The sequence below is a fragment of the Brevundimonas vesicularis genome (assembly GCF_032067225.1).
In the GTDB taxonomy this organism is placed as follows: Bacteria; Pseudomonadota; Alphaproteobacteria; order Caulobacterales; family Caulobacteraceae; genus Brevundimonas; species Brevundimonas vesicularis_F.
Genome location: NZ_DAMBJX010000052.1, coordinates 784 through 19,826, shown reverse-complemented (window position 1 = coordinate 19,826; position 19,043 = coordinate 784). Strand labels below are relative to the sequence as shown.

At 64.7% G+C, this 19,043-nt stretch carries 27 protein-coding genes and 1 other RNA gene; 15 read left to right on the top strand and 13 right to left on the bottom strand.

Annotated features, from left to right (window positions below; translation table 11 throughout):
* Positions 1–254, bottom strand: a 254-nt coding sequence (locus tag RT123_RS12625) for a hypothetical protein (RefSeq protein WP_313009470.1), incomplete at its 3' end; no start/stop codon positions are given.
* On the opposite strand from RT123_RS12625, the gene RT123_RS12620 reads away from it, so the two are divergent.
* The 3 genes from RT123_RS12620 to RT123_RS12610 are packed head-to-tail and all read left to right on the top strand — an operon-like array spanning position 246 to position 2,261.
* Positions 246–1,091, top strand: a complete 846-nt coding sequence (locus tag RT123_RS12620; RefSeq protein WP_313009468.1) for a thymidylate synthase — start codon at positions 246–248, stop codon at positions 1,089–1,091. The two genes, RT123_RS12625 and RT123_RS12620, sit on opposite strands and share 9 nt — an antisense overlap.
* Positions 1,092–1,102: 11 nt before the next feature.
* A complete protein-coding gene (locus RT123_RS12615) occupies positions 1,103–1,957 on the top strand; it encodes an alpha/beta hydrolase (protein ID WP_313009466.1) in 855 nt (284 codons plus the stop codon).
* 4 nt (positions 1,958–1,961) lie between these two features.
* Positions 1,962–2,261 carry a phosphoribosyl-ATP pyrophosphohydrolase gene (locus RT123_RS12610; protein WP_313009465.1) on the top strand — a complete coding sequence of 100 codons (300 nt, stop codon included), beginning with the start codon at positions 1,962–1,964 and terminating at the stop codon, positions 2,259–2,261.
* A 2-nt stretch (positions 2,262–2,263) separates the two neighbouring features.
* Here RT123_RS12610 and RT123_RS12605 read toward each other — a convergent pair whose 3' ends face one another.
* On the bottom strand, positions 2,264–2,602 hold the full coding sequence (locus RT123_RS12605) for a hypothetical protein (RefSeq protein WP_313009463.1): 339 nt from the start codon (positions 2,600–2,602) through the stop codon (positions 2,264–2,266).
* 15 nt (positions 2,603–2,617) lie between these two features.
* Positions 2,618–2,851: a hypothetical protein gene (locus tag RT123_RS12600; protein ID WP_313009461.1), complete on the bottom strand. Its 234-nt coding sequence runs from the start codon at positions 2,849–2,851 to the stop codon at positions 2,618–2,620.
* A 57-nt stretch (positions 2,852–2,908) separates the two neighbouring features.
* Here RT123_RS12600 and RT123_RS12595 point away from each other — a divergent pair, with 57 nt between their 5' ends.
* Positions 2,909–3,436: a dihydrofolate reductase gene (locus RT123_RS12595; protein ID WP_313009460.1), complete on the top strand. Its 528-nt coding sequence runs from the start codon at positions 2,909–2,911 to the stop codon at positions 3,434–3,436.
* A gap of 9 nt (positions 3,437–3,445) precedes the next feature.
* Positions 3,446–3,766 (top strand): YbjQ family protein, encoded by a 321-nt coding sequence (locus tag RT123_RS12590; protein WP_039243695.1) that lies wholly within the window; start codon positions 3,446–3,448, stop codon positions 3,764–3,766.
* Positions 3,767–3,785: 19 nt separating this feature from the next.
* Here RT123_RS12590 and RT123_RS12585 read toward each other — a convergent pair whose 3' ends face one another.
* On the bottom strand, positions 3,786–4,883 hold the full coding sequence (locus RT123_RS12585) for an NADH:flavin oxidoreductase (protein ID WP_313009458.1): 1,098 nt from the start codon (positions 4,881–4,883) through the stop codon (positions 3,786–3,788).
* A gap of 76 nt (positions 4,884–4,959) precedes the next feature.
* Positions 4,960–6,027: an Mrp/NBP35 family ATP-binding protein gene (locus tag RT123_RS12580; RefSeq protein ID WP_313009456.1), complete on the bottom strand. Its 1,068-nt coding sequence runs from the start codon at positions 6,025–6,027 to the stop codon at positions 4,960–4,962.
* Positions 6,028–6,101: 74 nt separating this feature from the next.
* Between RT123_RS12580 and miaA the strand changes: the two genes are divergently transcribed.
* The 3 genes from miaA to RT123_RS12565 all read left to right on the top strand — a co-directional run bounded on the left by miaA (position 6,102) and on the right by RT123_RS12565 (position 7,894).
* Positions 6,102–6,974 carry a tRNA (adenosine(37)-N6)-dimethylallyltransferase MiaA gene (gene miaA / locus RT123_RS12575; RefSeq protein WP_313009455.1) on the top strand — a complete coding sequence of 291 codons (873 nt, stop codon included), beginning with the start codon at positions 6,102–6,104 and terminating at the stop codon, positions 6,972–6,974.
* Between the two features lie 10 nt (positions 6,975–6,984).
* Positions 6,985–7,352, top strand: a transfer-messenger RNA (tmRNA) gene (gene ssrA / locus RT123_RS12570).
* A gap of 68 nt (positions 7,353–7,420) precedes the next feature.
* Positions 7,421–7,894 carry an SspB family protein gene (locus RT123_RS12565; protein ID WP_017504863.1) on the top strand — a complete coding sequence of 158 codons (474 nt, stop codon included), beginning with the start codon at positions 7,421–7,423 and terminating at the stop codon, positions 7,892–7,894.
* Between the two features lie 6 nt (positions 7,895–7,900).
* On the opposite strand, the gene RT123_RS12560 is transcribed toward RT123_RS12565, so the two are convergent.
* Positions 7,901–8,281: a RusA family crossover junction endodeoxyribonuclease gene (locus RT123_RS12560; RefSeq protein WP_409514911.1), complete on the bottom strand. Its 381-nt coding sequence runs from the start codon at positions 8,279–8,281 to the stop codon at positions 7,901–7,903.
* Entirely contained in the window at positions 8,257–8,919 is a 663-nt protein-coding gene (locus RT123_RS12555; protein ID WP_313009452.1) for a peptidylprolyl isomerase, read from the bottom strand. The genes RT123_RS12560 and RT123_RS12555 overlap by 25 nt, the downstream gene beginning before the upstream one ends.
* A gap of 61 nt (positions 8,920–8,980) precedes the next feature.
* Here RT123_RS12555 and fumC point away from each other — a divergent pair, with 61 nt between their 5' ends.
* Positions 8,981–10,372 (top strand): class II fumarate hydratase, encoded by a 1,392-nt coding sequence (gene fumC, locus RT123_RS12550; protein WP_313009450.1) that lies wholly within the window; start codon positions 8,981–8,983, stop codon positions 10,370–10,372.
* A 62-nt stretch (positions 10,373–10,434) separates the two neighbouring features.
* Here fumC and RT123_RS12545 read toward each other — a convergent pair whose 3' ends face one another.
* Positions 10,435–10,821, bottom strand: a complete 387-nt coding sequence (locus RT123_RS12545) for a YccF domain-containing protein (RefSeq protein WP_295193219.1) — start codon at positions 10,819–10,821, stop codon at positions 10,435–10,437.
* Between the two features lie 96 nt (positions 10,822–10,917).
* Positions 10,918–11,157 (bottom strand): DUF2171 domain-containing protein, encoded by a 240-nt coding sequence (locus tag RT123_RS12540; protein WP_039243689.1) that lies wholly within the window; start codon positions 11,155–11,157, stop codon positions 10,918–10,920.
* Between the two features lie 150 nt (positions 11,158–11,307).
* Here RT123_RS12540 and RT123_RS12535 point away from each other — a divergent pair, with 150 nt between their 5' ends.
* Together RT123_RS12535 and RT123_RS12530 are read left to right on the top strand one after the other, a co-directional pair.
* Positions 11,308–12,567, top strand: a complete 1,260-nt coding sequence (locus tag RT123_RS12535; protein WP_313009449.1) for a patatin-like phospholipase family protein — start codon at positions 11,308–11,310, stop codon at positions 12,565–12,567.
* Positions 12,568–12,569: 2 nt separating this feature from the next.
* Complete coding sequence (locus RT123_RS12530) at positions 12,570–12,758, top strand: DUF4169 family protein (protein WP_066624796.1); 189 nt, start codon at positions 12,570–12,572, stop codon at positions 12,756–12,758.
* Between the two features lie 4 nt (positions 12,759–12,762).
* Here RT123_RS12530 and RT123_RS12525 read toward each other — a convergent pair whose 3' ends face one another.
* Positions 12,763–13,647: an EamA family transporter gene (locus tag RT123_RS12525; protein WP_313009448.1), complete on the bottom strand. Its 885-nt coding sequence runs from the start codon at positions 13,645–13,647 to the stop codon at positions 12,763–12,765.
* 106 nt (positions 13,648–13,753) lie between these two features.
* Here RT123_RS12525 and RT123_RS12520 point away from each other — a divergent pair, with 106 nt between their 5' ends.
* Positions 13,754–14,161, top strand: coding sequence for a YbaY family lipoprotein (locus RT123_RS12520; RefSeq protein WP_313009447.1), 408 nt, complete (start codon positions 13,754–13,756; stop codon positions 14,159–14,161).
* The gene (locus RT123_RS12515; protein ID WP_313009446.1) at positions 14,158–14,382 is read left to right on the top strand and encodes a ribbon-helix-helix domain-containing protein; all 225 of its coding nucleotides are present in this window, start codon (positions 14,158–14,160) and stop codon (positions 14,380–14,382) included. The genes RT123_RS12520 and RT123_RS12515 overlap by 4 nt, the downstream gene beginning before the upstream one ends.
* Before the next feature lie 19 nt (positions 14,383–14,401).
* Here RT123_RS12515 and RT123_RS12510 read toward each other — a convergent pair whose 3' ends face one another.
* Positions 14,402–14,665, bottom strand: a complete 264-nt coding sequence (locus RT123_RS12510) for a hypothetical protein (protein ID WP_313009445.1) — start codon at positions 14,663–14,665, stop codon at positions 14,402–14,404.
* 52 nt (positions 14,666–14,717) lie between these two features.
* On the opposite strand from RT123_RS12510, the gene RT123_RS12505 reads away from it, so the two are divergent.
* Both RT123_RS12505 and RT123_RS12500 read left to right on the top strand, forming a co-directional pair.
* Positions 14,718–17,093 carry a UvrD-helicase domain-containing protein gene (locus RT123_RS12505; RefSeq protein WP_313009471.1) on the top strand — a complete coding sequence of 792 codons (2,376 nt, stop codon included), beginning with the start codon at positions 14,718–14,720 and terminating at the stop codon, positions 17,091–17,093.
* 33 nt (positions 17,094–17,126) lie between these two features.
* Positions 17,127–17,309, top strand: coding sequence for a DUF3606 domain-containing protein (locus RT123_RS12500; protein ID WP_313009444.1), 183 nt, complete (start codon positions 17,127–17,129; stop codon positions 17,307–17,309).
* A 61-nt stretch (positions 17,310–17,370) separates the two neighbouring features.
* Here RT123_RS12500 and lpdA read toward each other — a convergent pair whose 3' ends face one another.
* Entirely contained in the window at positions 17,371–18,777 is a 1,407-nt protein-coding gene (gene lpdA / locus RT123_RS12495; protein WP_295165512.1) for a dihydrolipoyl dehydrogenase, read from the bottom strand.
* A partial coding sequence (locus RT123_RS12490; protein WP_409514910.1) for a glutathione peroxidase occupies positions 18,777–19,043 on the bottom strand: 267 nt, incomplete at its 5' end. The genes RT123_RS12490 and lpdA, both read right to left, overlap by 1 nt.

The window sequence follows — 19,043 nt, the reverse complement described above, 5'->3', positions numbered from 1 at the left end:
ACCGCTCGGCGCCCCGAGCTTGCAGGCCAACCTTCCGCGCGGAGCGTCATACCCTTCGTCGAAACGGTAATCACATCACAGAACTCCGGGCGAAGGCCCGGCGCTCCGTCCAGCCCTCCACCAACTTCGCAGCGAAAGCGCGAGGACGCTTCGTCCTGCCCAACCGAATCAATTCTGTGGACGACGCCGATTTGCCACCACCGCGAATCGCAAATCTGAGGCACCTTCGTTTCATGACCGTTCAGATGATCCATGCCGGTGTCCAAGCTCGCATCGCCGCCGCGCCGGCCGATCATCCCGAGCGGCAGTATCTGAACCTGCTGCGCGACATCCTCGACAATGGGGTGCGCCGCGACGATCGCACCGGCACCGGCACCCTGGGCGTCTTCGGCCGTCAGATGCGGTTCGATCTGTCCAAGGGTTTCCCGGTCCTGACAACCAAGAAGCTGCATCTGCGGTCGATCATCGTCGAACTGCTGTGGTTCCTGCGTGGCGAGACCAACATCGCCTATCTGAAGGACAATGGCGTTCGCATCTGGGACGAATGGGCCGACGCCGAGGGCGAGTTGGGTCCGGTCTATGGCAAGCAATGGCGGTCCTGGACTGCGCCGGACGGCCGCGCCATCGACCAGATCGAGAAACTGGTCCACGGCCTGAAGACCAACCCGAACAGCCGTCGCCACATCGTGACCGCCTGGAACCCGGTCGATGTCGACGACATGGCCCTGCCGCCCTGCCACTGCCTGTTCCAGTTCTTCGTCGCTGACGGAAAGCTGTCCTGCCAACTGTACCAGCGCAGCGCCGACGTCTTCCTTGGCGTGCCCTTCAACATCGCCTCCTACGCCCTGCTGACGATGATGCTGGCCCAGGTCGTGGGGCTGGAGCCGGGCGACTTCGTCCACACCTTCGGCGACGCCCACCTTTATCTGAACCACCTCGAACAGGCCGAGCTTCAGCTGACCCGCGAGCCCCTGCCCCTGCCCGTCATGCAGATCGCGCCCAAGACCGACCTGTTCGCCTTCGATCTCTCGGACTTCACCCTCGAGGGCTACGAAGCCTGGCCGCACATAAAGGCCGCCGTCGCCGTTTAAGGTCATTCACGATGATCCGCGCCTTCTCTCTTAGTCTCATTCTGCTCGCGACGCCCGGAGCGTCGGCGATCGCCCAGCCGGTCTCATCCGCCGTCGAAGCCGCCGAGATCACGCCGGTCCAAATCAGGGTTCCGGCGCCGGACGGTCGGGCCATACCGATCAGCATCTGGACCGCCCCGGTCGAACGCGGCGTGGTGGTGTTCAGTCACGGCTATAACGGCTCGCCGACGGCCTATGCCCGCATTCTGTCGGCTTGGGCGTTGCATGGCTTCACGGTAATCGCACCGCTTCACGTCGATTCTCTGCGCCATCCCGAACATGAGAAATATGACAATCGCGCCGCCTTCTCGACCAGGCTGATCGACCTGGGCGTCGCACGCGGCATCGCCGCTCATGCGCATTCGGACAAGCCGCTGATCGTGGCGGGGCATTCGTTCGGCTCTCTGATGTCCGTGATCGAGGGCGGCACCGTCACGGCAGCGGGCCCCGCAGGCGACCCGGCGGTAAAAGGCGTGATCGCCTTTTCCTCGGCCGGCTCGATCCCCGGCCTCGTCACCTCCGACAGCTACCGCACGCTTGACCGTCCGCTGTTGGTGATCACCGGCGATCAGGATCTGGTGCCTGGCTTCGTCAGCGATTGGCGCGATCATCGCGCGCCGTTCGACAACAGCCCGGCCGGCGACAAAACTCTCATGATCTTCGCGGGCGCTGACCACCAGCTGCCGGGGACGGCGCAAGGCGAGCAGTTTGATCAGATCATCCGGGCGACGGAGGATTTCCTCGACGCCTATGCGCTGAACGACGCCGACGCCCGGTCGCGCCTTCAGGCCTTCGCGGCGGACGGCGTCAGCGTCGAGCGTCGTTGAACGGATGGATTTGCGCGATCTGTCCGCGTCGGTGCTTCGCATCTCCGACATTTACGCCGCCGAGCACGATATCGACCGCGACCGCGACTGGGCCCTGCTCAAGCTTCAGGAAGAGCTTGGCGAACTGACCGCCGAGCATCTGCGTCTGACCGGCCGAGCAAGAGGAGCGCCCGACAGCCAGGCGCTGGGTGACGAAGCGGCGGATGTGCTGGGGATGCTGCTTATCTACTGCGCGCGGGCGGGTGTCGATCTGGATAAGGCCATGCAGCGCAAATGGCTGAAGTGGCTGGAGCCTCAGGCCTAATTCTAAATCTCTGGCGCAATCATGATCATCGGCTTCAGACGCGCGACCAGGGCGTCGTCCGTTTCGATGCGCTCGACCACGATCCGGTTCTTCATCATGCCCATCTGCTGGGTGGCGCGAAACGCCATCACGTCGCCGGGCGCAGCAATGAATCCCTCAAGCGTCGGCTTGTTCTGCTTGCCCGCCAGACCGCCGAACGCCATCGACACCTGGTGTCCGCCCGGCGAGACCGAAATGGCGGTGAAACGCGGGCTCTTCAGCTGCGCCACGAACTTGTCGTCCACCGACAGGTTCATTCCGGCGGCCTTGCCCACGAAGCCTTCGCGATAGACGATCAGCAAAGCCTGATCGTGAAACTAAGGGCGAAACGCCAGTGCGGCCTGCTTCTGCTCCGCCGTCGCCGACCTCCCAAGTTTTGTGCCCGCCAGATTGGCCATGATGTAGGCGGTGAATACACCCAAGAAGGCGCCGACCATCATCGGCAGATAGCCGGCGTCGGCTCCGGCGGATGAGAACAAGAACGCCAGCCCACCGCTGATGACGAACGCGACTACGAAACCGACTACGATGGCGGGGATGTACTTGCTCATGACGGGGCTCGCGTCCATGGGATGGGCCACCTCAACGCATCGATACGGTCAAGGTTCTTGCCCCAGCCCCTCATTTCCCTGGTCGTCGCGCGTGGACGCAACGGCGTCATCGGCCGAAACGGCGCCTTGCCCTGGCGGCTGCGCAGCGACCTGCAGCGCTTCAAGGCCATCACCTCGGGCAAGCCCTGCCTGATGGGCCGAAAGACCTGGGAGAGCCTGCCGCTGAAGCCTCTGCCCGGTCGGCTGAACATCGTGCTGACGCGTGACGAATCCTACGAAACCGACGGCATGTCCAAGGGCGCGCTGGTCTGCGCCACTCTGGACGAGGCCATCGAGATCGGACGCGAAACCGCCGAGGACGATGGCGTCGATGAGATCTGCATCATCGGCGGCACCGCCCTGTTCGAGGCGTCCCTGCCCCGCGCCAGGCGCCTGTACATCACCGAGGTAGAGGCCTCGCCCGAAGGCGACGCGGTCTTTCCGGCATTCGACGAAACAGCTTGGATCGAGGTATCGTCTGAATCGCACCCGGCGGGCGAAAAGGACGATCACGCCTTCATCTTCCGCGTGCTGGAACGCCGTTAGGAGAAACAGATGTACGTCACCACGACCAACGACCTGCCCGGCTTTCGCGTCACGCGCCACATCGGCTTGGTGCGCGGTGTCACGGTGCGCTCTCGCAACGCCATCTCCGACGCCATCGGCGGGGTCCAGTCCATGCTGGGCGGCCGCGTCGGCGCCTATGTGAAGCTGGCTGAGGCCGGGCGTCAGGAAGCATATGACGAACTGGTCAAACATGCCCAGGCCCACGGCGCCAACGCCATCCTGGCCGTCCGCTACGACGCGACGGAGATCATGCCGGGCGTGACCGAGGTGCTGTGCTACGGCACGGGCGTGATCGTCGAGCCGGCATAACCGGCTCGACGTCTCTCGATCAGGACAGGGTCATCAGGTCCGAACGCTCGAAGTTACGCAGCTCGTCTTCGCGGCCGTCGCGGATCTTGGCGACCCACTGAGGATCGGCCAGCAGCGCACGGCCGACGGCGACTAGGTCGAACTCCTCGTTCTCCAGACGGCGCAGCAGACCGTCCAGCGAGGCGGGCTTTGAACCTTCGCCGCCGAAGGCCGCGATGAACTCACCGTCCAGCCCCACGGACCCGACGGTGATCGTGGGCTTGCCCATCAGCTTCTTGGTCCAGCCGGCGAAGTTCAGGTCAGAGCCTTCAAATTCCGGCTCCCAGAAGCGGCGCTGCGAGCAGTGGAAGACATCGACGCCGGCGTCCGATAGTGGCGTCAGCCACTCGACCATCTGTTCCGGCGTATCGGCAATGCGGGCCGTGTAATCCTGAAGCTTCCATTGCGACAGGCGCAGGATGACGGGGATGTCGTCGCCGACGCCTTCACGCACCGCCTTCACGACCTCGGCGCCGAAGCGGGCGCGGTCGGCGATGGTCGGTCCGCCCCAGCGGTCCTCGCGCGCATTCAGGCCGCCCCAGAAGAACTGGTCGATCAGATAGCCGTGGGCGCCGTGGATTTCGACAGCGTCGAAGCCGAGGTCGCGAGCCGCGCGGGCCGACCGGCCGAAAGCGGCGATGGTGTCGGCGACATCTTCCTCCGTCATCGGCTCCAGCTTGGTCTTGCCCGGCATGGTCATGCCCGATGGGCTATCCACCTTGCCCAGAGGCGCCCAGTCATCGCCGCGTCCGCGCGCAGAGCCGACGTGCCAGATCTGCGGCGCGATCAGACCGCCGGCGGCATGAACCTCTTGCACCACGGACTTCCATTCCGGCAGCGCTTCGCCGTGGAAAACCGGAACATTGGCGTCGTTGCGCGCCGCCGGACGCTCGACGACCGTGCCTTCGGTCACGATCAGGCCCACCCCGCCCTCGGCGCGACGGCGATAATAGGCGGTGACGTCGGAGGTCGGGACGCCGTTCGGCGAGAAGGACCGCGTCATGGGCGCCATGACGATGCGGTTGGGCAGGGTCAGCCCCTTGATCGTGAAGGGGCTGAACAGGGCGTCGAGGCTCATCGGAACTCCTTGGATATCTGTAGCACCCAAGGTGGCGAACAGGGTTGCGTTTGAAAACCCCTTGCCTCGGCTTTTTCTAAAGCCCAAGCGCCGCAGAGACGTGCGCGGCCATTTCGGCGAAACGGCCGGCGATATCGCCGTGAGGATCGGATGCGACAAGCGGTCGCCCGGCATCGCCGCCCTCTCGCAAGGCGGCGTCCAGCGGCAAAGCGCCCAAAAACGGGATGTATAGGCGCTCGGCCTCGGCCCTCCCCCCGCCTTCACCAAAGACCGGACCGCTCATATTCTCGATCAGGCCCAACGTCGGGACATTGACGCGCTGGAACAAGGTGTGGGCGCGCCGCGCATCGGCCAAGGCCACTTCCTGCGGCGTCGACACAATCACCGCCCCATCCAGCGGCGTCTTCTGGATCAAGGTCAGTTGCACGTCGCCCGTGCCCGGCGGCAGATCGACCACCAGCACGTCCAGCGGCGCATCAGCTGTCCCCCAACGCGTCTGGGTCAGCATCTGCGTGATGGCCTGCGACGCCATCGGTCCGCGCCAGATCATGGCGTCGTCCATCTTGGTCAGAAGGCCGACCGACATGGCCTTCAGCCCGTGAGCGACGTGCGGCACGATGGCGCCGTTCTCGTAGGCGGGCTGACCGCTGATGCACAGCATAGTCGGCAGCGACGGCCCATACACGTCGGCGTCAAGAATGCCGACCGAAAGCCCGCGCGCCGAAAGCGCAGCGGCCAAATTTACGGCGACCGTGGACTTGCCCACCCCGCCCTTGCCGCTGGCGACGGCCAGCACGCGGCGGACATGGGCCGGACGATCGGTGGGGACCGGCGCCTTGGCGCGGCCCTGATCGACCGCCGCCTTTGACAGGCTCGCCGTGCGCGGCGCAGCAACCGGCTTGGTCTCAGCGGTTAGAATGACCGAAACGCGCGCCATGCCGGGAATGGCCTTTAGCGCAGCCTCCGCCGCGTCACGGACCGGGGCGTAGGCGGCCGCTTGGGTGTGATCGACTTCCAGAGCAAACCCCGCGCGATCCTCAGCCACGACCAGACCCTGAACCAGACCGGCGGCGACCAACCCCTGGCCGGAAACCGGATCAATGACGGAGTCGAGGGCGGCGATGACGACGGTGCGTTCGACCAAGGCGGTCTCCAAGGGACTTGCGGGCGATGATGCGCGCGTTCTATCGCCCTCGAACCCGTCCCGCGAGCCGCGATTTGTCCCAGCAGCCCCCAATCACCCTGATCGCCGGCCCTACCGCCTCGGGCAAGTCGGCGCTCGCGCTTAAGATGGCGCGCGAAACGGGTGCGGTGATCATCAACGCCGACAGCCAGCAGCTTTACGCCGACCTGCGTATCCTGACGGCCCGCCCCTCGGCGGAGGATGAAGCCCAGGCCGACCATCGACTGTATGGCGTCGCAGATGCGGCCGACGCCTGGTCGGTCGGACGCTGGAGCCGCGCCGTCATGGCGTTGGTCGACGACCTCCGTGACAAAGGCCGGCCGGCCATCCTCGTAGGCGGGACTGGTCTCTATTTCACCAGCTTGACACGCGGCCTAGCCGATATTCCTGCGGTGCCGAGCGCGGTGCGCGATCAGATGGAAGCCGACTACACGGCGCTGGGCGAGGCAGGTTTCCGTCAACGCCTTGCCCAGATCGATCCCGAGGCGGCGCAGGCCATCGAACAAGGAGACCGACAGCGACTGGTTCGAGCCATGAGCGTTTTCATCGCCAGCGGTCGTGCGCTCAGCGCCTGGAAGGCCGACACTCAGCCCTTGTTGGCGCCGGATTCATGGACCGGATGGGTCAGGGAGCCTGAGCGCCAGCAACTCTATGCAAACTGCGACCAGCGCGTGGACCTGATGATCGATCAGGGAGCGATAGACGAAGTCCAAGCCCTCATGGACCGTGGATTGAACCCCGCCCTGCCCGCCATGAAGGCGGTCGGGGTCAGAGAACTGGCCGCCTACCTATCCGGCGATCTGGCCCGCGACGGCGCGATCGCCGCCCTGAAACAAGCCACCCGCAACTACGCCAAACGTCAGTTGACGTGGTTCCGAAACCAGACGCCGGAGTGGCGCCGCGCCTGAGTGCAATCCGGCGCTTGGAATGCCTCACGGCTGCGCCTATATTCGTCTGGTCCGGTTTCGGCCGGACTATAGCGATAAACGCGCTTGTAATAAGCGGACCGGACCCGGGTGCGATTCCCGGCGGCTCCACCAACTTTCTCCCCGCGTTATCGGCGGAGGCAGCATGGGGCCGACTAGCATCGACGGACGTGTAAAGAGGATTGCTTTCGCTCGTCCTGGCCCACCGTATCGGGCCATTTTCTAACTGCGAACGATAACTTCGCTGGAGAAGTCGCTCTCGCCGCGTAATGCGGTTCGAGTGATTTCGAATCTTAAGTCCTAGGGGTTCAGATCCTTGGGCGGGGTCTGTCGGGAGCCTGGCAACAGAATCCCGGCGCTTTACCTTCATGACACCTTTCGCCTACGGCCCTGCGCCGCTATCAGTCGCGCTCTGATGTGAGGTGACGATGAGCGACCAGGCCCCTCCGGTCGATGAGATGCGGTACGAACAGCTGGCGCAGGAAGCCCTGCGCGGCGTCATGCGCGCCGCGCTGGAACGCGTGCTGGCCGAGGGCCTGCCCGGCGCTCACCACTTCTACATTACCTTCAAGACGCGCGCCGTCGGCGTCAGCGTGGCCCCCGACATTCTGGCGAAATATCCGGAAGAGATGACGGTCGTTCTGCAGCACCAGTACGACGACCTGCGCGTCGAGCCTGAGCGTTTCTCGGTCAAGCTGCGCTTCGGCGGCATGCCCAAGAGCCTGGTCATCCCCTATTCCGCGATCACGCGCTTCTACGATCCCAGCGTCCAATTCTTGCTGCAGTTCGAAGACCCGCAGCTTCTGGACGAGGTCGAAGACGAGCCGACCCCGCCCCAGGACATGCCGCCGATTTCGGACGGCCCCAAGGTCGTTTCGCTGGACCAGTTCCGCAAGAAATAGCCGCCGTCAGTCCTTGCGTGGATAGGAGCGGATCAGGATCCGTTCTCGTTCGCCCTCGCGTCTTTCGACCAGCAGCCGCGCGACCTGAGCGTCGTCGTGGAAAAGGTAGCCCTTGATGGAGTCGAGCAAGGCCTTGGCCAGGTTGTCGAGGTCCATCCACGGCGGCTCGCCGACATGTTCCATGCGGATTTCGACGACATGATCGCCCCATGACGGCCTGGCTCCGCGCCATTCCTTGCGCATGAACTCATAGACCAGCGGCTTGTAGTATTTGGCCTGGGTCGTCAGGCCGTCGATGATGATCTCGACCGCATCGCCATCCTCGCGCGCCCTGACCTTGCCGGTCCCGGTCCAGCCGGCGGTCACGGTCGCATCGACGTTATGCAGACGGCGGGCGCAGCATCCAGCAAGCGCGCAGAGCGTATCGTTACGGGCGGCGTAAGCTGCTCCTCAGAATTCGCGGGCATCCGCTGAATTCTGCGAGCGACATCCAGCCCTTCGACCACAGCGCCGAATGCGGCGAAGCCCTGACCGTCAGGATTCCGCCCTCCGCCAAAGTCCAGGCTCGGCGTATCTTGTGTGACGATGAAGAAACTGGATGTGGCGCTGTCCGGTCCGTCCCGCGCCATGGACACCGCGCCCGCCGTATGACGCAGGCCAGTGTCTCGTGTCCGTTCGAGAATGATCGGCGGCCGCGAGGCGTCGTCGCTGCCGCGTGGCGTCGCCGCCTGGACTACGTCGATGGGATAGCGGCTGGCGGTGTTGGTATTGCGGTTGATTGTTCGGAAGAACGTGCCCCCATCATAATCACCGGTCACGACGTAGCCGATGAAGTTGCATGTCGTGATCGGCGCAGCGGCTGCATTCAGCGCCAGCACAATCGTGCCGGCTGTCGTATCGAGGGCCACCCGGGGCATTGTGGGTTCAGGCTTCACAGTCGCGCAGCCGGCTAGCGCCAAAAGCGCCGACAGCGCCGCCACGGTGATCAACCCTCGTCTCATATCCGCGCTCTTCTTGCCCTGCATGGCTCTCGTGCTACACCGCCGCGCAACCCATCGCCACGCCTGAGAGACGAGATTTACGCGCATGAGCAACGTCCGCACAGAGACCGACACCTTCGGCCCGATCGAAGTCGCCGCCGATCGCTACTGGGGCGCTCAGGCGCAGCGGTCGCTCGGAAACTTCAAGATCGGTTGGGAAAAGCAGCCCCTGCCGGTCGTGCGCGCCCTGGGCATCGTCAAGCGTGCGGCCGCCGAGACCAACCGCGACCTGGGCAAGCTGGATCCGGCCTTGGCCGACGCCATCATCAAGGCCGCCAATGAGGTTATCGAAGGCAAGCTGAACGACCACTTCCCGCTGGTGGTCTGGCAGACGGGTTCGGGCACCCAGTCGAACATGAACGCCAATGAAGTGATCTCGAACCGCGCCATCGAGATCCTGGGCGGCGAGATGGGCTCCAAGAAGCCCGTCCACCCCAACGACCACGTCAACATGAGCCAGTCGTCCAACGACACCTATCCCACGGCCATGCACGTCGCCTGCGCCGAGCAGGTGGTCAACGACCTGATCCCGGCCTTGAAACATCTGCACGCCGCCCTGGAAGCCAAGGCCAAGGTCTGGGCCCACATCATCAAGATCGGCCGCACCCACACCCAGGACGCCACGCCTCTGACGCTGGGCCAGGAGTTCGGGGGCTATGCGCAACAAGTCGAGAACGGCATCAAGCGCATCGAGCAGACGCTGCCGGCCCTGATGGAACTGGCGCAGGGCGGCACCGCCGTCGGCACCGGCCTGAACGCGCCCATCGGCTTCGCCGAAAAGGTTGCGGCCCAGATCGCCGAGATCACCGGCCTGCCCTTCACCACGGCCCCGAACAAATTCGAGGCCCTGGCCGCCCACGACGCCATGGTCTTCAGCCACGGCGCCATCAACACGGTCGCCGCCAGCCTGTTCAAAATCGCCAACGACATCCGCTTCCTGGGCTCCGGCCCGCGTTCGGGTCTGGGCGAACTGGCGCTGCCGGAAAACGAGCCGGGCTCGTCGATCATGCCCGGCAAGGTCAATCCGACCCAATGCGAGGCCCTGACGCAGGTCTGCGTCCAGGTGTTCGGCAACAACGCCGCCCTGACCTTCGCCGGCTCGCAAGGCCATTTCGAGCTGAACGTCTACAATCCCGTGATGGCCTACAACTTCCTGCAGTCGGTGCGCCTGGTCGCCGACGCGGCCATCAGCTTCACCGACAACTGCGTCGTCGGCATCGAGGCGCGCGAGGATAATATTGCGCGCGGCCTGAACAACTCGCTGATGCTGGTCACTGCTTTGAACGGCAAGCTAGGTTATGACCTGTGCGCCAAGATCGCCAAGACCGCGCACAAGAACGGCACAACATTGCGCGAAGAGGCTGTCGGCGGCGGCTATCTGACGGACGCGGAGTTCGATGAAGCCGTGCGGCCGGAGAAGATGATCTCGCCGGGCTGACCCCTCCAAGATCGAGCTTTTTGAAACGCCGACGTCGTCTGACGTCGGCGTTTTCGTTTGGGTCAGGCCTTGTCGCGGATGGTGCGGCCGACCGGCGCCAGCGCCAGCTTGGCCAGTTCGATATCCTTCAGCGCGAACGGAATGCCGATGATGGAGACGAACTCCGCCACGGCGATGATCAAATGCGTCAGGGCGATGTACCAGCCGGCCACGATGAACCAGACGACGTTCAACACGACGCCGACACAGCCAGCGACGGGATGCGTGTCCTGCCACACGATCTCGCGGCCGAAGGGCCAGAACGAATAGCTGGCGATGCGCCACGCTGCGAACGTCCACGGCAGGCCGACGACGGTCAGCGCCAGGATCGCGCCGCCCAGCAGCCACAGCAGGCCGGAAATCCAGCCGCCGAAGATGAGCCAGAGGACATTCAGGATCAGACGCATCAAGACAGGCTCCAATGTCGCCCAATGCGACACATCTCAGATAAGCAAAAGGCCCCGCTTGTGCAGCGGGGCCTTTATTAAATCGGCTTCAGATCGGCCTTAGTGCGGCTTCTCGGTCCAGCGCGCCTTGGCGTCGTCTTGGGTCAGGCTCAGATGGACATGCTTGTCATCGACCCGTTCGACCCAGCTTACCGGGATCATGTGGTGCTTGAAGCCGCCGGCGAAATCCAGCTTCGCCAGTTCGATCTGGTCGCCTAGGACGTGATCGACACGGCCCACGTGACCGCCGTCTGAGCCTACGACTTCGAGGTGTTCCTTGATGAGCGAAACGTCAACCATGTGTATCTCCAGCAGTTTGGTTTGTCCTGCCGATGAGAACACACCCAGCCTGCGACGGTTTCAAACGGCGACGCTTGTTCATCGCCTTGATGACAGGATTGGCCAGGACGCGATAGAAGCCGGCGTTCACACGGAACCGGAACTCGAGATATGCGGCGGATTGGATCGGGCCTATTCGGCGTCCTTATGGCCCTGGCCTTGTCGGCGTGTGGGACGCTGGATCGCCCGACTGGCCCTCTTCGGATTGCAGACGGCACGCTCGTCAAGGCGGAAGACCCTCGCATCCGCGCCAGCGACAGCGCGCGTCTGCAGGCCTTCACCCAGGAAATTGGTCAGCGACTTCGGCCCGACAAGCCAACCTCGATCCTGGCGCTGTCTGGCGGCGGCGCAAACGGGGCCTACGGCGCAGGGCTGCTGGTCGGTTGGACCGAACAGGGCGATCGCCCCGCGTTCGACGTGGTCACCGGCGTCAGCACGGGGGCCCTCGCCGCGCCGTTCGCCTTTCTTGGATCGGATTGGGACGACGAACTTCAGCACGCCTACACCAGCGGCGCCGCCAGCAATTTGCTGAGCTGGCGCAGTTTCGCCGCCTTCCTGAACCCGAGCCTGTTCTCGTCGCAGGTCCTGCGCAATCTGGTGGACGAGAACGTCACCCCTGAACTGATGCAGGCCGTCGCGCGCGAGCACGCCAAGGGCCGACGCCTGCTGGTGGCGACGACCGATCTGGACAGCGAGGAAACCGTCATCTGGGACATGGGTCTTTTGGCGACCCAGGGCGACGAGAACGCCCGCGAACTGTTCAAGGAGGTGCTGGTCGCCTCAGCCAGCATTCCCGGCGTCTTTCCTCCTGTCCTGATCGCCGGGCTTCAGGACGACGACAAGGTGGTTCTGGAAATGCACGTCGACGGCGGCGTCAACACCCCGTTCCTGGCTATTCCTGAAGACCTGATGCTCTGGACCCGCCCAAAGGACGAAGGGCGTGTCGGCGCCCTCTACGTGATCGTCAATGGTCAGGTCGGACGCAACGACGGCGTTACGCCGGGCCGCCTGTCGGGGATCCTGGCGCGGACCTATGACAGCATGAGCAAGTCGTCGCTGCGCATCCACTTGGCGGTGACGGCGGCGTTCGCGCGGCGCAATGGGCTGGACATGGCCCTGTCGGCCATTCCAGACAATGTCGCCGCCTCCAGCCTGAAGTTCGATCAGGAGACCATGACGGCCATGTTCGAACTGGGGCGTCAGCGCGGACGCGGCGCCGATGCCTGGACCCGGCTGGGCGAGCGCCCGGCGGACCAGCCCTTCATCCCCCAGACGACGATTTCGGAGTCTCAGGTGCCGACTGTGCTGGCGCCCGAGCCCTCGGCCAAGCCGCCGGCCGATGCGCCCCCCGCCGAAAAGCCCAAGGCGTAGTCATGGGCGAGATCATCAATCTAAACCGAGCGCGAAAGACCCGCGCCAAGGCCGAAGACAAGGCCCTGGCCGTCGCCAACCGCTTGGCCCATGGACGCTCAAAGGCCGAGAAGACCCTGTCCGCTCTTGAGCGTCATCGCGCCGAGAAGCAGTTGGACGGTCAGAAGCTGGAGCCGAAATCCGACGACTGACGGCTCAGGCCTTGGGCGCGCGGATCAGCATGACCTGCCCCGCCAACACAAGCGCCAGGCCGATCAGGGCGCTCCAGCCGAACCGCGCGCCCTCGAACAGCACCGACACCAGCATGGCGATGGGCGGCGTCAGAGCCGAGATGTAGCTGGCCAGGGCATAGCCGCGTTGGCGCGCGATGGTGAAGTACAAGCCGAACGCGATCACCGACCCGAACAGCGAGAGATAAAGCAGCGACAGGACATAGTCCGGCGTCGGCTTGATCCGCCACGTCACGCCGGTCGCCATGCCGTACAGCGCCAACATGGCTGTGCCATAAGCCATCGCCCAGGACGTGGCGGCCATAACGGGCGCGCCCGCCTGCTGTCCCTTCCAGGCGAACCAGTTGCCGAGCGCCGAAGCCAGTACAGCGGTTAGCGCGAAAAGGACGCCCAGCTCCGGATTGAGCCCAGCGCCGGCCGCAGTGATCTGGCCGTAGGACAAGACCCCGACGCCCATGACGCCCAGTACTGCGCCGATCCACGCCGCTGGTGCCGCCTTCTGTCCACCCAGCAGCCGAAATAGGATCAGGTTCACAAAGGCCAGGGCGGCGAAGATCACCGCGACCACAGCCGACGCCACCTGCCCTTCTGCGGCATAGACGAAGCCATAGCTGACCGCGAAGACGAAGGCGCCCTGTCCGATGGCGGCCAGATGCTGGCTGCGCGTCAGACGCAGCGGCCGTCGCGTCACGGCGCAGAAGGCGAACAGCACCGCCGACGCCAGACCAAACCGCCAGACGATGGAGACGATGGAATCAACCGGCCCCAGCTGCAGGGTGATCGCGTACCAGGTCGTGCCCCAGATCAGGGCGCAGATGGTGATCGCAGCGATCGCAAAGGGGCGGCTCAAAGGTTGATCTCCGACGGTGGACGGCCCGCATAACACGCCGTGACGCCACGCGCCCTCACGTCTTGCGCCTGAGTGTGACACACTGGACGCCGCGAAGGAGATTGCCATGCGAAGCGCCCCCCTGATCCTGCCCGCAGCCCTGGTCCTGGCTGCCTGCGCCGCCACGCCGGATGTGACGACCGGAACGACGGTTGTGAACGTTACGGCCACCTATCGCGAACGGATCATGCTGCCGCCCGGCCATGTCCTGACCGTCAGGGTTGAGGACGTCAGTCTGGCCGACGCGCCCGCCAAGGTTCTCGCCGAGACCAGCGAGCCGCTGACCGGCGCCCCGCCCTATCGCGTCGCCCTTGGCTTTCCCACATCTCAGATCGATCCGCGCCACACCTATGCCGCGCGCGCCGAGATCCGAGACGCGGCCGGCGCTCTGGTCTTCGTTACGGACACCCGCCACGCGATCCTGACGAACGGCGCGCCGGCCTCGGCCGAGATCGTGCTGAAGTCCGCGCGTTGAGCAGCCTCAGCAAACGTTCGGTCGCCCTCGCCGGTCATGCCACGTCGGTGGCGCTGGAGCCGGAGTTCTGGACCGTGCTGGACCGGATCGCAGCGGCCCGCAGCCTCAGCAAGGCGCAGCTACTGGCCGAGATCGACGCCGGTCGTGGCCGACGTCCCCTCGCCTCCGCCTGTCGCCTGCTGGCGCTGAACTGGGTGGCGGATCATGGACGTCAAACGTGAACGCCGCCTGGAGAATCGGCTAGTCGCTGCGGCCGCGCCTGCCATGGTCGTCTATCGCTTCCGATCGACTGATCAACTGCACCTCATCTGAAGGGGCGTCGCCCATTTCGACGACCGCCACCCAGATCGCCATGATGGCGAACATCGAGGTCATGCCCAAGGCAAAGGCGATCCAGCCCGCCCGCCCGTTCGGCTTGCGGCGCGTCGGCCTTGGCTGGTGATCGTCGTGCTGCATTGCAGCTAGGAACCGACCCTCGCCCGCACGGTTCCGTGCATTCGTCATGCGCGGCCCTGACATTGCCGCGCGGTCCCCTTATGTTCCGGTTCGATTCTGACTGACGGATATTTTTGCGCCTGTGACTGATCTTCCCGCCCCCCGCATTTCCGACCTCGCGCGCGCTCGTGCGCCCGAGGGCGAGGCGCCGCGCGATTATCTGAAGGGACTGAATCCGGAGCAGCGCGAGGCGGTCGAGACGACCGAGGGGCCGGTGCTGGTGCTTGCCGGCGCCGGCACGGGCAAGACCCGCGTCCTGACCACGCGACTGGCGCACATTCTGGCGACGGGCCGGGCCAAGCCGTGGGAACTTCTGGCCGTCACCTTCACCAACAAGGCCGCGCGAGAGATGCGCGAACGGATCACCCATCTGATCGGTCCCTCGGCCGAGGGCCTTCGCTGGCTGGGCACCTTCCACTCCATCGCCGCCCAGATCCTGCGTCGCCACGCCGAACTGGTTGGGCTGAAATCCAGCTTCACCATCCTGGACAACGACGACCAGGAAAGAGTTCTGAAACAGCTGCTGGAAGCGGCTAATATCGACACCAAACGCTGGACGCCCAAGTCGCTGTCCAGCCTGATCGATCACTGGAAGAACCGCGGCTGGACGCCGGACAAGCTGCCGCCGGGCGAGGACTTCGCCAACGGCAAGGGTCAGGGTCTGTACGCCGCCTATCAGGCGCGTTTGCGCAGCCTGAACGCCTGCGACTTCGGCGATCTGCTGCTGCACAACATCACCATCCTGTCGCAGCATGCGGACCTGGCTGAGGAATATCGCCGTCGGTTCCGCTACATCCTGGTGGACGAATACCAGGACACCAACGTCGCCCAGTATCTGTGGCTGCGGCTGCTGACGGCCTCGACCGGCAACGTCTGCTGCGTCGGCGACGATGATCAGTCGATCTACGGCTGGCGCGGGGCCGAGGTGGACAACATCCTGCGCTTCGAGCGGGACTTCCCCGGCGCCAAGATCGTCAAGCTGGAGCGCAACTACCGCTCGACCAGTCATATCCTGGGCGCGGCGTCCGGCCTGATCGCGGCCAACCGCGACCGCTTGGGCAAGACCCTTTGGACCGAGGACGACAGCGGCGACAAGGTGCGCGTGCGCGGGGTCTGGGACGGCGAGGCCGAGGCCCGGCTGATCGCCGACGAGATCGAGACCGCGCGGCGTCCCCACGCCGGCGAACCCGGCCTGAAATACAAGGACATGGCCATTCTGGTCCGCGCCTCGTTCCAGATGCGCGCCTTTGAAGAACGCCTGGTCATGCTGGCCATCCCCTACACCGTCATCGGCGGGCCGCGCTTCTTCGAGCGCGCCGAGATCCGCGACGCCCACGCCTATCTGCGCCTGATCCTGTCGGAAGACGATGACCTCGCCTTCGAGCGGATCGTCAATGTGCCCAAGCGCGGCATCGGCGACACCAGCGTGCAGAAAATCCTGCAACTGGCCCGCCAGCACGATCTGTCGGCCCTCACGGCCGTGCGGGGGCTGATCAATACCGATGAGCTTCAGGCCCGCACCCGCACCGCCCTGTCCAACTTCGTGCGCGACATCGACCGCTGGCGCCAACTGTCCGAGACCACGCCCCACTGGCAGGTCATGGAGACGGTGCTGGAGGAGAGCGGCTATACCGACATGCAGAAGGCCGACCGCACCAGCGGCCAGACCCGCCTGGAGAACCTGAAGGAACTGACCCAGTCGATGCAGCAGTTCGAGACGCTGCAAGCCTATCTGGAGCACGTCTCCCTGGTCATGGATCTGGAGCGCGCGACCAGCGACGATCCGAACGGCGACGGGGCGGTGCAGATCATGACCCTGCACGGCGCCAAGGGGCTGGAGTTCCCGCTGGTCTTCCTGCCCGGCTGGGAGGAAGGCGTCTTCCCCAGCCAGCGCAGCATCGACGAAAAGGGCGAAAAGGGCCTCGAGGAGGAACGCCGCCTGGCCTATGTCGGCGTCACCCGCGCCAAGCAAGACGCGCGGATCAGCTTCGCCGCCAACCGTCTGGTCTATGGCCGTTGGACCTCGCAACTGCCCAGCCGCTTCGTCGACGAACTGCCTATCGCCCACGTCGATCCCCAATCCGACACAGGCTATTACGGCGCTTCGTCCGGCATGAAGGAGGCCAAGAGCCGCTGGGACGACGCGCCATCCTTTGGCAGCGGTTATTCCTCCCCCGGCTGGAAACGCGCCCAATCCTTCACCGCCGCTCAGACGCCGGCCAAGATCCTGGCGCGCAAGGCCGTCATCGAGGGCGACGGCCGCCTGATCGCCACCGCCGACCCCAAATCCAGCTCAGGCTGGAAAAAGGGCGAACGCGTCTTCCACCAGAAGTTCGGCTACGGAAACGTGCGTGTCATCGAAGGCAACAAACTGCTGGTCGAGTTCGAAAAGGCCGGGGAGAAGCGCGTGATCGACAGCTTTGTCGAGAAGGCCTAACCCGGCGCTCTAACGCAATGAATGGAGCCAAAGATGGCGGGCCTCAAGGACAAGCGCGGCTTCATCGACAAGGATCGCATTGATCTGTCGGAACGTCAGTCGGTCGAATACTGGATGAAACGCTGGGGCGTAACCAAGGACCAGATCACCGCCGCCCACCGCAAGGTTGGGCACATGACCAAGGATATCGCGGCGGAATTGGGCAAGAAGCGCTGACTCCGCCTGCCTGAAACGAGAAACGGCCCCGGAGCACTCCGGGGCCGTTTCAGTCTCTGCCTTAGATGTGGATCACACGCCCATAGGCGTCCAGCGCCGCTTCGTGCATGGCCTCCGACATCGTCGGGTGCGGATAGACGATCCCGTGGATGTCTTCCTCCGTCGCCTCCATGGTGATGGCGGTGACATAGCCCTGGATCATCTCGGTCACCTCGTGGCCGATCATGTGGGCGCCGATCAGGGCGCCGGTCTTGGCGTCGAAGATCACCTTGACGAAGCCGTCGGTGTCGCCCGAGGCGATCGCCTTGCCGTTCACGCGGAACGGGAAGCGGCCGATTTTCACTTCGCGCTTCTCGGCGCGCGCGGCCTGTTCGGTGACGCCGACCGAGGCGACCTGCGGCTGGGCATAGGTGCAGCCGGCGATGGGCGAATGGACATTGGGGGTTTTGTAGCCGGCGATATGTTCGGCGGCGTGGATGCCTTCATGCGACGCCTTGTGCGCCAGCCAGGGCGCGCCGGCGCAGTCGCCGATGGCGTACAGGCCCTTGACGTTGGTCTGGCAGTGGCCGTCGATCTTGACGTGGCCGCGGTCCATTTCCAGACCCAGTTCTTCCAGGCCGATGCCGTCGGTGTTGGCGGTGATGCCCACGGCGGAGATGCAGACCTCGGCCTCCAAGGTCTCGGCCTTGCCGCCGATCTCAACGGCGACCTTCACGCCCTTGGCGTCCTTGCTCACCTTGGTGACCTTGGCGCCCAGCTTGAACTTCATGCCGCGCTTTTCGAACGACTTCTGGGCAGCCTTGGAGACCTCTTCGTCCTCGACCGGCATGATGCGATCCACGGCTTCGACCACGGTCACGTCACAGCCTAGGGCGCGATAGAAGCTGCCGAACTCGATCCCGATGGCTCCCGAACCGATCACGACAATCGACTTGGGCATGAATTTCGGCGCCATGGCCTCGCGATAGGCCCAGATGCGATCACCGTCGGCTTCCAGCCCGATCTGCGGCAGGGCGCGAGCGCGGGCGCCGACGGCCAGCATGACGGACTTGGCCTCAAGAGCGCGCGAACCACCCGCTTTCAGTGCGACGACGACCTTTGGCGCGGCGGCGCCCTTTTCCAGCTTGGCCGAACCCTCAATCACCTCGATCTTGTTCTTCTTCATCAGGAAGCCGACGCCCTGATTCAGCTGTTTGGCCACGCCGCGCGAACGCTGGATGATGGCGTCGAAATCGAACGACGCACCGGACGCCGACAGGCCGTACTCCTTCAGGTGGCTCAGGCTCTCGAACTTCTCGCCCGACTTCAGCAGGGCCTTGGTGGGGATGCACCCCCAGTTCAGGCAGATGCCGCCCAGGTTCTCGCGCTCGACGATGGCGACCTTCAGGCCCAATTGGCTGGCTCGAATGGCCGCGACATAACCGCCGGGGCCCGAGCCGATGACGACGAGATCGAATTCAGCAGCCATTAGATCAACTTCTCGATGTCGGCCTTGATGGCCTCGGGTTCAGTCTGCGGGGCATATCGGGCGACCACCCTGCCCTCGCGGTCGGTCAGGTACTTGGTGAAGTTCCACTTGATGGCCTTGGATCCCAGGAAACCGCGCTTCTGTTCGGTTAGCCAGGCGTAAAGCGGATGGCGGTTCGGTCCGTTGACCTCCACCTTGTCGAACAAGGGGAAGGTCACATCGAAACTGGTGTCGCAGAAGGCGGCGATTTCCGCCGCCTTGCCCGG